The organism is Streptomyces sp. NPDC060064 (assembly GCF_042736455.1).
GTDB lineage: Bacteria > Actinomycetota > Actinomycetes > Streptomycetales > Streptomycetaceae > Streptomyces.
In genome coordinates this window covers 50,839-62,619 of record NZ_JBHWWF010000034.1, presented here as the reverse complement: position 1 = coordinate 62,619, position 11,781 = coordinate 50,839, and the positions used below count along the sequence as shown (strand labels likewise).

Below are 11,781 nucleotides of genomic sequence, written 5' to 3'. Positions count from 1 at the left end.
GAACGGGGGAACGGCATGGCGGCCCGGCCCATCGTCGATCTGCTCGAGCTCAGCCCGGATTTCGTTCGCGATCCCTATCCCGTCTACGCCCGGCTGCGCGCCGATGGCCCCGTCCACCAGGTACGCGCCCCGGACGGCGAGGAGCTCTGGCTCGTCGTCGGACATGACGCCTGCCGCGCCGCCTTCACCGACCCGCGGCTCAGCCGGGCCTGGATGAAGTCCGGGAGCATCGGCCAGATCATCAACACCGATCAGGACCAGCCCGCCCTCGCGCACATGTTGATGTCCGACCCGCCGGACCACACACGATTACGCCGGCTGGTCGCCCGGGAATTCACCCCGCGCCGTATCGACACCCTGGCCCCGCGCATCCAGCAGATCACCGACGGACTGCTCGACGCGATGCTGGCGGAAGAGGAGCGGCGGGCCGATCTGATCGACTCCTTCGCCTTCCCGCTGCCGATGACCGTCATCTGCGAACTGCTCGGCGTGCCCGAGCTGGACCGGGACGCCTTCCGCGGCTGGTCCAACGAGATGGTCGCGCGCACCAGCCCGGAGGCCGAGGCCCGTGCGTACGAGGAGGTGCCGGCGTACCTCGGCGAGCTGATCGCGGCCAAGCGGGCCGCACCCGGCCAGGACCTGCTCAGCGCGATGATCCACGCAGTCGACGAGGGCGGCGACCGGCTCTCGCCGCGCGAGCTGATCGGCATGTCCGTACTGCTGCTGATCGCCGGTCACGAGACCACGGTCAATCTGATCGGCAACGGCATGCGGGCCCTCTTCGCGCACCCAGGCCAGCTCGCCGCCCTGCGCGCCGACTTCGGTCTGCTCGACGGGGCGATCGAGGAGATGCTCCGCTACGACGGACCGGTCGAGACCTGCACCGAGCGCCTCGCCCTGGACGACGTGGAGATGGGCGGTGCGGTCATCCCGGCGGGCTCCACCGTCCTGATCGCCATGGCCGACGCCGACCGCGACCCGGAGCGCTTCAAGGACCCGGACCGGTTCGACATCCGCCGGGACGCCCGCGGCCACATCGCCTTCGGCCACGGCCTCCACTACTGCCTGGGCGCGCCGCTGGCCCGGCTCGAGGGACGTATCGCGATCCGCACACTGTTGGAGCGCTGCCCGGACGTCGCGCCGGACGCCGACGAGGCCGGGCTGCCATGGATGCCCGGAATGCTGATCAGGGGCGTACGGAAGCTGCCCGTGCGCTGGTGACCTCTGGCCCCCTGGCTCGACGGGGCGGTCGAGGCGGCCGAGCGGCAGAGGAAGGACGGTCGTGGCGCCCGGTGGCAGGTCGCCTCCGACGGGCCTGAGCGACTTCAGCTGCGAATATCTGCCGCGGCTGACCGCCGAGGTGACCGGTACAGGGCCGGATCGCGCACGCCGGACTCGTCCAGGAACTCGGGCTGATCGTCGGCGCCGGGGCGACCGCTGCTCTCGCCGTGGTGGCGCACATCGCCGCCGCGGTCGGTGTCGCCGCGGTCGGTGCCGCCGTGGTGATCGGACGGCTCGCGGGGCTGAGCGGCGCGCTGTGCAACGCGCTCGTGCAGACCCGGACCGATCCGGCCTCCCCCGGCCAGGTCACCTCGGTCTCGACCTTTTCAGCCTCGGCGTCGCGCCGCTCAGCCACCCGGTGACGGGCGCGGCCGTCGGCCTGCGGGGCCCGTGCCGGTCTTCACCGTCAGCGCGGCCGTCCGCGCCCTCGGGGCGGTCCACGCAGTGTGCTCCAAGGGGCCGCGCAGCGCCGGGCTGCCGCGCTGAGCCGCCGGCGGTCCGGCACGCTCAGGCGCCGCCGGGCTACAGCCCCAGCTTGGCCTCGTGCAGCCGGGTGATCGCGTCCTTGTCGCCCTCGAGGTCCACCTGCGCCGCTTCCTGCCGCCCGAACATGAAGATCGTCAGCTCGCTCGGCTCCCCGGTCACCGTCACCACCGGGGTGCCGCGGTGACCGACCGCCGTCTGGCCGTTCGAACGGCGCAGCACCAGCCCGACCGGGGACCTGCGGCCCAGCAGCCGGGACGCCTTCTCCAGCCGTGACCACAGGACGTTCTCGAAGATCCGGTCCGGTTCGCGCGGCGTCCAGTCCGGCCGCGCCCGCCGTACATCCTCGGCGTGGACGAAGAACTCGACGGTGTTCGCGGCCTCGTCGATCTGCTTGATCGCGTACGGGGACATCCGCGGCGGTCCCGTACGGATCAGCTGGATCAGCTCCTCGTACGGCTTCTCGGCGAACTCCGCCTGCACCCGGTCGAGGCGGCTCTTGAGCGCGCTCAGCACGATCCCGCCCGCCGCGTCCACCCGCCGCTCGCGGACCACCACGTGGGCGGCGAGCTGCCGGGTGTTCCAGCCGTCGCACAGGGTCGGAGCCTCGGGGCCCGCCGTCTCCAACAGGTCGGCGAGCAGAAGCCGTTCACGCCTTGCATGGGTCGACATGACTGCCAGCGTACGGCCGCGGCACCGGGTCCGCCCAGTGGACGCACCGCCCGGCGACCCCGGCGGACACGGCACAATGGCCGTATGACCAGCAGTGTCCCCACAGGTTCCCTCGATCCCGCCGTCGCCGCCCGCCTCAAGCGCAGCGCCGACGGCCTGGTTCCGGCCATCGCGCAGCAGTACGACACCGGTGAGGTGCTGATGCTCGGGTGGATGGACGACGAGGCCCTGCATCGCACCCTGACCACCGGCCGCTGCACCTACTGGTCCCGCAGCCGCCAGGAGTACTGGGTCAAGGGCGACACCTCCGGCCATGTCCAGCACGTCAAGTCCGTCGCCCTGGACTGCGACGCCGACGCGGTGCTCGTCAAGGTCGACCAGATGGGGGCCGCCTGCCACACCGGGGACCGCACCTGCTTCGACGCCGACGTCCTTCCTCTGGGCCAGTAGGGTCGGGCGCCATGGATCTCGACACCTTCCGCAAGCTCGCCGCCGACCGCCGTGTCATCCCCGTCAGCCGCAAGCTCCTCGCGGACGGTGACACCCCGGTCGGGCTCTACCGCAAGCTCGCCGCCGAACGTGAGGGCACCTTCCTGCTGGAGTCCGCCGAGAACGGGCGCTCCTGGTCCCGGTACTCCTTCATCGGCGTACGCAGCGCCGCCACCCTCACCGAGCGCGAGGGCCAGGCGCACTGGCTCGGCACCCCGCCCGTCGGCGTCCCGGTCGAAGGCGACCCGCTCCAGGCCCTGCGCACCACCGTCGAGACGCTGCACACGCCGAAGGACCTCGCCTCCGGCATGCCGCCCTTCACCGGCGGCATGGTCGGCTATCTCGGCTACGACGTCGTGCGCAGGCTCGAGAAGATCGGGCCCGGCGAGCGCGACGACCTGCGGCTTCCCGAGCTGACCATGCTGCTCACCTCGGACCTCGCGGTGCTCGACCACTGGGACGGCACCGTCCTGCTGATCGCCAACGCCATCAACCACAACGACCTCGACACCGGCGTCGACGAGGCGTACGCGGACGCAGTCGCACGCCTCGACGCCATGGAGTCGGACCTCGCGCGTCCGCTTGCCTCCGCGCCCGCCGCGCTGCCGCCCTCCGAGCTGCCGGAGTTCTCCGCGCTCTGGGGCGGCAAGGACTACCAGGACGCCGTCGAGGACATCAAGGAACGGATCAGGGCGGGTGAGGCCTTCCAGGTCGTACCGTCGCAGCGGTTCGAAACGCCTTGCCACGCAAGCGCGTTGGATGTCTACCGGGTGCTCAGGGCCACCAACCCGTCGCCGTACATGTACCTTTTCCGCTTCCACGGCTTCGATGTCGTCGGCTCCAGCCCGGAGGCGCTGGTCAAGGTCGAGGACGGGCGGGCCATGGTGCATCCGATCGCGGGCACCAGGCCGCGCGGCGCGACGCCGCAGGAGGACCAGGCCCTCGCCGACGAGCTGATGGCCGACCCCAAGGAGCGCGCCGAGCATCTGATGCTCGTCGACCTCGGCCGCAACGACCTGGGCCGGGTCTGCGAGCCCGGCAGCGTCGAGGTCGTGGACTTCATGTCGGTCGAGCGGTACTCCCACGTCATGCACATCGTCTCGACCGTGACCGGCCGCGTCGCCGCGGGCCGTACCGCCTTCGACGTACTGACCGCCTGCTTCCCGGCCGGCACGCTCTCCGGCGCCCCCAAGCCCCGGGCGATGCAGATCATCGACGAGCTGGAGCCCTCGCGGCGCGGACTGTACGGCGGCTGCGTCGGCTATCTCGACTTCGCCGGCGACTCCGACACCGCGATCGCCATCCGCACCGCGCTGCTCCGCGACGGCACGGCATTCGTACAGGCCGGAGCGGGTGTGGTGGCCGACTCGGACCCGGTCGCCGAGGACACCGAGTGCCGTAACAAGGCGGCCGCGGTGCTCCGCGCCGTCCACACCGCGAACCGCCTCAACAGCCGACGGGACGGTAAGGGATAGTGGGGTACGTGAGTGCTGTACCCGTACCCCAGCCCCGCGCCGAAGCCGCCTCAGCCACAAGCAGCCGCCGCAGCCTCGCCGCCGCCCTGTTCCTCGGCGCCGTCGGCGCGGCCGTCGTGCTGATCGCCGCCGGTCAGATCTGGGCCGAGGGCAAGGCCGCCGTCGGTGGCGGCAGCCTTCCGCTCGAGGCGGCGGGCAGCGATGTCACCGGTGTCCCCACGGCGCTCGCCATCGTCGGTCTGGCCGCCCTCGTCGCCGTCTTCGCCGTACGCAGCGGAGGCCGGCTGCTCGTCTCGGCCCTGCTGGCCCTGAGCGGTGCGGGCGCGGCACTCGCCGCCTTCATCGGGGCCTCCGACAGCGCCGCTCTCGACGAGAAGGCCGCGCAGACCACCGGGGACACGGCCGCCACGGTGGACGCGCTCACCCACACCGCCTGGCCCTATGCGACCGCGGCCGGCGGCCTGCTGATCCTGCTCGCCGGGCTGCTCGCGCTGCGCTACGGCAAGCAGTGGCCCGCCATGTCGGGCCGCTACGAGCGCGACGGCACCCCTCGGCCCCGCAAGGCCGCGGTGGTGGACCCGGACCGGCCCGAGGATCTGTGGAAGGCTCTGGACCGCGGCGAGGACCCGACGCGCGAGGCGTGACGGACCCCACGTCATGCCATGGCACGGCATACGGGACAATGAGCGTTGAGCTCAGTGCTCACCACCGAACAACAGCTCACCCAGCACATCGACGAGGAGCGCATCAATGTCGGGCACCAGCCACGGACACACCCCGGCCGCCTGGACCGGTGTCACCATCGCCTTCATCGGCTTCTGCATCGCAGGCCTCTTCATGGTGGCGGCCAACCCGCTCGGCTTCTGGGCCGGTATCGGCGTCATCGCGCTCGGCGGTGTGGTCGGCGCGGCGATGAAGGCCGCCGGCCTCGGCATGCCGAAGGAGTCCGAGGCCTCGGTGCGGGCCAGGCACCACGCCGCCCAGGCGACGGCGCAGCCCGCGCAGGCGCAGACCACCGCCTGACGCCGCGGTTCAGCTCCACGAGGCGCAGCCCGGCGCGACCGGGCTGCGCCTTTCTGTATGAGCTGCGCCTTTCCGTAGGAACGGAGAGAATCACGGGGTGGACGCCATGCCTTCCTCCACCACACCGGCCCGCGAGCCCGGCCCGGCCCGCGAGCCCGGCCCGGCCCGCGAGCCCGGCCCGGCACGCGAGCCCCGCCCGGCCCCGCTCGCGCGGCGCCTGGCCACTCCGCTGGCGACCCTCGCCGGGGTCGCGGCGGCCTTCGCGTACGTCGGCACGGTCGATCCCAATGAACCGGGCCACTACCCGGTCTGCCCGCTGTTCCGCTTCACCGGGATCTACTGCCCCGGCTGCGGCGGGCTGCGCAGCGCCCACGCGTTCATCCACGGGGATCTGGGGACTGCCCTCGGGTCCAACGCGGTGGCCGTCGTGGGCTACGGAATCTTCGCCGCGGTGTGGGTGATGTGGCTGATTCGGGCGGTACGGGGAGTGCCCCTGCGGATTACCCTCGGGCCCGCGTGGTGGTGGTCGCTCGGCGGTGTTCTGCTGATCTTCAGCGTGGTCCGGAATTTGCCATTCGGCTCCGCGCTGGCTCCGTAAAGTCCCAGGTAGTGGGACAGCCGTCCACCGGATGCGAGCCCGAGGCCATCCTGCGGATACCATCGACATGGCTGATCCTGATCCATCTCCACGTCCCGGAAGGGGGCCGCTCGCGTGAGTGTGCTCGACGAGATCATTGAAGGCGTACGCGCCGACCTCGCAGAGCGGCAGGCGCGTGTCAGCCTCGACGAGCTCAAGGAGCGTGCCGCCAAGGCTCCTGCGGCCAAGGACGGCGTCGCCGCGTTGCGCGGCGAAGGCGTCAATGTGATCTGCGAGGTCAAGCGCTCCAGCCCGTCGAAGGGCGCGCTCGCCGCGATCGCCGATCCGGCCGCGCTCGCCGCCGACTACGAGGCGGGCGGCGCGGCCGTCATCTCCGTGCTGACCGAGCAGCGCCGCTTCGGAGGATCGCTCGCCGACCTGGAAGCCGTTCGCGCCAAGGTCGACATCCCCGTGCTGCGCAAGGACTTCATCGTCACCGCGTACCAGCTGTGGGAGGCCAGGGCCTACGGCGCCGACCTCGTGCTGCTGATCGTGGCCGCCCTCGAGCAGGAGGCGCTGGTCTCGCTGATCGAGCGCGCCGAGTCGATCGGGCTCACCCCGCTGGTCGAGGTGCACGACGAGGACGAGGTCGAGCGCGCGGTCGAGGCCGGTGCGAAGATCATCGGCGTCAATGCCCGCGATCTGAAGACGCTCAAGGTCGACCGCTCGGTTTTCGAGCGGGTCGCCCCAGAGATCCCGGCGCATATCGTCAAGATCGCCGAGTCCGGTGTACGCGGTCCGCACGATCTGATCGCCTACGCCAACGTCGGTGCCGATGCGGTGCTCGTCGGCGAGTCCCTGGTCACCGGCCGCGACCCGAAGTCGGCCGTCGCCGACCTGGTCGCCGCGGGCGCCCACCCGGCTCTGCGGCACGGCCGGAGCTGACCGCCCCATGACCGCCGCCGCCCGCACCACTGTCGCACCGCCGTACCGGACACCCTCGCGTCCGGCGACGGCGGACGCGGCCCTGTGCGTATCGGCGGCAGACTTCGGCGCCCCTCGGGGCACGAGGACCGGCACGGTTTCCCGCGGCACGGCCTCCCGCGGCGCGGTGCTCGCCGCAGTGCCGGGGACGAGCCTGGCAGCGAGCGCCGCGCGCGACCCCTACGCCAGGCTCGCCCGTGGCTGCAAGCCCCGCGGCTGCCGGGCCCCGGCCCGCCGGGTGCACGGCCGCCGGGTGCGCTATGTCATCGGGTCCGAGCCGGGACAGGTCAACGGCATGCGATGGCGCGCGGTCCGCGCGTGCGACTGCCACTAGGCGGTCTCCGGCGGGTGCTTTCCCCTAACCCGCCCCCTTCCTGAACCGGCGCTCCGCTCCGGACCCGCGTACGCCCTTCGGGCGTGTCCTCAATCGCCGGACGGGCCTGAGTTTCCGCCCGTCCGGCGGAAACTCAAGCCTCGCCGGCGATTGAGGCGCGGGGTCCGGGGCGGCGGAGCCCCGGGTTACGGGACGGGGCGGGTAGGGGAGCAACGCCCCGCCAGTCAGCCGCGCACGCGCATACCGTGACCAATGTCAGCCAGACTTCTGGGGCATACGGCCCCGACAAGGAGCACGTCGCAATGTCGAGCGACTTCTTCATCCCGGACCCGGAGGGTCAGGTTCCCAGCGCCGAGGGCTACTTCGGCGCGTTCGGCGGCAAGTTCATCCCCGAGGCGCTCGTCGCCGCGGTCGACGAGGTAGCCGTCGAGTACGACAAGGCCAAGGCCGACCCCGCCTTCGCCGCCGAGCTCAACGACCTGATGGTCAACTACACGGGCCGCCCGAGCGCGCTCACCGAGGTGCCCAGGTTCGCCGAGCACGCCGGCGGTGCGCGGGTCTTCCTCAAGCGGGAGGACCTCAACCACACCGGATCGCACAAGATCAACAACGTGCTCGGCCAGGCGCTGCTCACCAAGCGGATGGGCAAGACCCGGGTCATCGCCGAGACCGGCGCCGGACAGCACGGCGTCGCGACCGCGACCGCCTGCGCCCTCTTCGGTCTCGAGTGCACGATCTACATGGGTGAGATCGACACCCAGCGCCAGGCCCTGAACGTGGCCCGGATGCGGATGCTCGGCGCCGAGGTCATCCCGGTGGCCTCCGGCAGCCGGACCCTGAAGGACGCCATCAACGAGGCGTTCCGCGACTGGGTCGCCAATGTGGACCGTACGCACTATCTCTTCGGCACGGTCGCCGGACCGCACCCCTTCCCCGCCATGGTCCGCGACTTCCACCGGGTCATCGGCGTCGAGGCCCGTCGCCAGATCCTGGAGCGGGCCGGCCGGCTGCCGGACGCGGCCGTCGCCTGCGTCGGCGGCGGATCCAACGCGATCGGGCTGTTCCACGCCTTCATCCCGGACGCGGATGTACGCCTCGTGGGCTGCGAGCCCGCGGGCCACGGCATCGAGACCGGCGAGCACGCGGCCACCCTGACCGCGGGCGAGCCCGGCATCCTGCACGGCTCGCGCTCGTACGTCCTGCAGGACGAGGAGGGCCAGATCACCGAGCCGTACTCGATCTCCGCAGGGCTCGACTACCCCGGCATCGGCCCCGAGCACTCGTACCTCAAGGACAGCGGCCGGGCCGAGTACCGCGCGGTGACCGACGACGAGGCCATGCAGGCGCTGCGCCTGCTGTCCCGCACCGAGGGCATCATCCCGGCGATCGAGTCCGCGCACGCGCTGGCCGGGGCCCTGGAGGTCGGCAAGGAGCTGGGCAAGGACGGACTGATGGTGGTCAATCTGTCCGGCCGCGGCGACAAGGACATGGACACAGCCGCCCGTTACTTCGGGCTGTACGACGGCGAGGGGGACGCGAAGGTCGCCGCCGACGCCTCCGCGGAGAACGGCTACGCCGAGATCAGGAGGGACGCGAAGTGAGCGGCAACATCCAGCTGTTGAGCGACACCCTGGCGCAGGCCAGGAACGATAACCGGGCCGCGCTCATCGCGTACCTCCCGGCCGGCTTCCCGACCGTCGACGGCGGGATCGAGGCCGTCAAGGCCGCCTTCGAGGGCGGCGCGGACGTGGTGGAGGTCGGGCTGCCGCACAGCGACCCCGTCCTCGACGGCCCCGTCATCCAGACGGCCGACGACATCGCGCTGCGCGGCGGCGTCAAGATCGCCGATGTGATGCGTACGGTCCGCGAGGCGCACGAGGCCACCGGCAAGCCGGTCCTCGTCATGACGTACTGGAATCCGATCGACCGGTACGGCATCGAGCGCTTCACCGCCGAGCTGGCCGAGGCGGGCGGCGCGGGCTGCATCCTGCCCGACCTGCCGGTCCAGGAGGCGGGCGGATGGCGCGAGCATGCCGAGAAGCACGGCCTCGCCACCGTCTTCGTCGTCGCGCCGAGCAGCCAGGACGCACGGCTGGCAAAGATCACTGAGGCCGGTTCCGGCTTTGTGTACGCGGCCTCGCTGATGGGTGTCACGGGCACCCGCGAGTCCGTGGGCGCGCAGGCTCAGGACCTGGTGCGGCGTACCCGGGCCACCACCGACTTGCCGGTCTGCGTGGGCCTCGGGGTGTCCAACGCCGAGCAGGCCGCGGAGGTCGCCTCGTTCGCGGACGGCGTGATCGTCGGCTCGGCGTTCGTGAAGCGGATGCTCGACGCACCGGACCGTGCCGCGGGCCTTGAGGCGGTACGGGAGCTGGCGGGCGACCTCGCCAAGGGTGTACGCAGGGTCGAGTAGCTCATACGGGTGGAAATGGGACCGGGGAGGCATGCACATGCCTCCCCGGTTCGTTTGCGGGATGTGAGCGAGAAGAACCAGGGACAGAAGCAGACCGCGCGCGAGCGGCTCCAGCAGGAACGTGAGCGGGACAAGGTGCGGGAGAAGCGCCGCCGGACCCTGATCGTGGCGGCGGCGGTGGTGGGCGTACTGGGCCTCGCCGCCGTGGTCGGCGTGGTCGCCGCCAACGCCGGCAAGAAGGGCAGCGGCTCCGATGCCGGTCCTCTCCTCGCGCCCGCCGGAGTGCAGGGCAAGGACCAGCTCGCGATCCCCGTGGGCGCGAGCGACGCCCCCTCCACGCTCACGGTGTGGGAGGACTTCCGCTGCCCGATCTGCGCGAAGTTCGAGAGCGTCGCCCGGGGCACCCTCCACGAGCTGGAGCAGACGGGTCAGGCCAAGATCGAGTACCACCTCGCCACCATCATCGACGGGAACATGAGCGGCACCGGCTCGCTTCGCGCCGCGAATGCCGCGGCATGCGCACAGGACGTCGGGAAGTTCGCCCCGTACCACGATGTCCTCTACCAGAACCAGCCTGCGGAGACGGACGACGCCTTCGGCAAGAACAGCAGGCTGATCGAGCTCGCGGGGAAGGTCGAGGGACTCGACACCCCGGAATTCCGCAGCTGCGTCGAGGACGGCAAGCACGACGCCTGGGTGGCGAAGTCGAACACCGCCTTCCGCAACAGCGGCTTCCGCGGTACACCGACCGTGCTGCTCAACGGGGAGTCGATCTTCCCGGACAAGGGCGGCGAGCCGATCACCACAGCCAATCTGAAGAAGTGGGTCGCAGAGGCGAACAAGGGCAAGAAGCCGGGCACCAAGCGGTCGACGCCGAGCCCGACTTCGCCGGCCTCCTGACGCGGCCCGACAGACTGCCTCGAGCCGCGGCTCGTTACCCAGCCGTTGCCGGGTGGGTTGCCGCACGTCCCACCCGGCAGGGTAGCGTCGGTCCTGCCATGGATATCGCCTACATTCCCAGCCCGTCGACCGGAGTGCTCCATCTCGGACCGCTCCCGCTGCGCGGCTACGCGTTCTGCATCATCATCGGTGTCTTTGTGGCCGTCTGGTACGGCAACAAGCGCTGGATCGCGCGGGGCGGCAAAGCCGGCACCGTGGCCGACATCGCCGTCTGGGCGGTGCCCTTCGGTCTCGTCGGCGGCCGGCTCTACCACGTGATCACCGATTACCAGCTGTACTTCAGCGAGGGTGAGAACTGGGTCGACGCCTTCAAGATCTGGGAGGGTGGCCTCGGTATCTGGGGGGCGATCGCGCTGGGCGCGGTCGGTGCCTGGATCGGCTGCCGCCGCCGCGGGATCCCACTGCCGGCCTGGGCGGACGCCCTGGCACCCGCCATCGCCTTCGCGCAGGCGATCGGCCGCTGGGGCAACTGGTTCAACCAGGAGCTGTACGGCAAGCCGACGGATCTGCCGTGGGCCCTCAAGATCACCGAGGGCACCAACCGCGAGGCCGGCCTCTACCACCCCACATTCCTGTACGAGTCGCTGTGGTGCGTCGGCGTCGCGGTGCTCGTCATCTGGGCCGACCGCCGCTTCAAGCTGGGACACGGCCGGGCGTTCGCGCTGTATGTCGCGTCGTACTGCGTGGGCCGGGGCTGGATCGAGTACATGCGCGTCGACGAGGCGCACCACGTACTGGGGCTGCGCCTCAATGTGTGGACCTCGATCGTCGTCTTTGTGCTGGCGGTGACCTACATCGTGATCTCGTCGCGGGTGCGGCCGGGGCGCGAGGAGATCGTCGAGCCGGAGACGGCGAAGTCGGAGGTGGCGAAGTCGGAGGTGGCGAAGCCCGCGGCGGACGCCGGAGGCGACGACTCTGCGGCAGACGGGTCGGAAGGCACGTCGGAAGGCGCGTCGGACGGGACGGCGGAAGGCGCGTCGGACGGGACGGCGCAGGACCCCGCCGACGGGGACGAGAAGACTGACGCGGACGCGGAGTCGGCCAAGAAGGGCTGACGGCACGAGCCGTACGCAGGGGCCGCCGGAATCGA

Annotated in this window: 14 protein-coding genes; 13 read left to right on the top strand and 1 reads right to left on the bottom strand. The window is 71.3% G+C overall.

Annotation, left to right across the window (positions count from 1 at the left end):
• Positions 1 to 15 precede the first annotated feature (15 nt).
• On the top strand, positions 16 to 1,221 hold the full coding sequence (locus ACFWDI_RS32010; protein ID WP_385309367.1) for a cytochrome P450: 1,206 nt from the start codon (positions 16 to 18) through the stop codon (positions 1,219 to 1,221).
• Positions 1,222 to 1,451: 230 nt separating this feature from the next.
• Positions 1,452 to 1,643, top strand: coding sequence for a hypothetical protein (locus ACFWDI_RS32005; protein ID WP_385309365.1), 192 nt, complete (start codon positions 1,452 to 1,454; stop codon positions 1,641 to 1,643).
• 160 nt (positions 1,644 to 1,803) lie between these two features.
• On the opposite strand, the gene ACFWDI_RS32000 is transcribed toward ACFWDI_RS32005, so the two are convergent.
• Positions 1,804 to 2,436, bottom strand: a complete 633-nt coding sequence (locus ACFWDI_RS32000; protein ID WP_385309364.1) for a TIGR03085 family metal-binding protein — start codon at positions 2,434 to 2,436, stop codon at positions 1,804 to 1,806.
• Positions 2,437 to 2,520: 84 nt separating this feature from the next.
• Here ACFWDI_RS32000 and hisI point away from each other — a divergent pair, with 84 nt between their 5' ends.
• The 11 genes from hisI (at position 2,521) to lgt (ending at position 11,746) form a co-directional block, all read left to right on the top strand.
• Positions 2,521 to 2,886, top strand: coding sequence for a phosphoribosyl-AMP cyclohydrolase (hisI, locus tag ACFWDI_RS31995; RefSeq protein ID WP_385309362.1), 366 nt, complete (start codon positions 2,521 to 2,523; stop codon positions 2,884 to 2,886).
• 11 nt (positions 2,887 to 2,897) lie between these two features.
• Positions 2,898 to 4,400: an anthranilate synthase component I gene (locus ACFWDI_RS31990; protein ID WP_327322983.1), complete on the top strand. Its 1,503-nt coding sequence runs from the start codon at positions 2,898 to 2,900 to the stop codon at positions 4,398 to 4,400.
• Entirely contained in the window at positions 4,400 to 5,044 is a 645-nt protein-coding gene (locus ACFWDI_RS31985) for a TIGR02234 family membrane protein (protein WP_362675328.1), read from the top strand. The genes ACFWDI_RS31990 and ACFWDI_RS31985 overlap by 1 nt, the downstream gene beginning before the upstream one ends.
• Before the next feature lie 106 nt (positions 5,045 to 5,150).
• Complete coding sequence (locus tag ACFWDI_RS31980) at positions 5,151 to 5,423, top strand: HGxxPAAW family protein (RefSeq protein ID WP_327322981.1); 273 nt, start codon at positions 5,151 to 5,153, stop codon at positions 5,421 to 5,423.
• Positions 5,424 to 5,529: 106 nt separating this feature from the next.
• Positions 5,530 to 6,021: a DUF2752 domain-containing protein gene (locus ACFWDI_RS31975; RefSeq protein WP_385309408.1), complete on the top strand. Its 492-nt coding sequence runs from the start codon at positions 5,530 to 5,532 to the stop codon at positions 6,019 to 6,021.
• 114 nt (positions 6,022 to 6,135) lie between these two features.
• The gene (gene trpC, locus ACFWDI_RS31970) at positions 6,136 to 6,945 is read left to right on the top strand and encodes an indole-3-glycerol phosphate synthase TrpC (protein ID WP_385309361.1); all 810 of its coding nucleotides are present in this window, start codon (positions 6,136 to 6,138) and stop codon (positions 6,943 to 6,945) included.
• A gap of 166 nt (positions 6,946 to 7,111) precedes the next feature.
• Positions 7,112 to 7,318, top strand: a complete 207-nt coding sequence (gene trpM, locus ACFWDI_RS31965) for a tryptophan biosynthesis modulator TrpM (RefSeq protein WP_385309406.1) — start codon at positions 7,112 to 7,114, stop codon at positions 7,316 to 7,318.
• Between the two features lie 302 nt (positions 7,319 to 7,620).
• On the top strand, positions 7,621 to 8,919 hold the full coding sequence (trpB, locus tag ACFWDI_RS31960) for a tryptophan synthase subunit beta (RefSeq protein ID WP_385309360.1): 1,299 nt from the start codon (positions 7,621 to 7,623) through the stop codon (positions 8,917 to 8,919).
• Positions 8,916 to 9,731, top strand: a complete 816-nt coding sequence (gene trpA, locus ACFWDI_RS31955; RefSeq protein ID WP_385309358.1) for a tryptophan synthase subunit alpha — start codon at positions 8,916 to 8,918, stop codon at positions 9,729 to 9,731. Before trpB ends, trpA begins: the two co-directional genes overlap by 4 nt.
• Positions 9,732 to 9,794: 63 nt before the next feature.
• Positions 9,795 to 10,631, top strand: coding sequence for a DsbA family protein (locus ACFWDI_RS31950; protein ID WP_385309356.1), 837 nt, complete (start codon positions 9,795 to 9,797; stop codon positions 10,629 to 10,631).
• A 98-nt stretch (positions 10,632 to 10,729) separates the two neighbouring features.
• Positions 10,730 to 11,746: a prolipoprotein diacylglyceryl transferase gene (lgt, locus tag ACFWDI_RS31945; RefSeq protein WP_385309355.1), complete on the top strand. Its 1,017-nt coding sequence runs from the start codon at positions 10,730 to 10,732 to the stop codon at positions 11,744 to 11,746.
• Positions 11,747 to 11,781 lie beyond the last annotated feature (35 nt).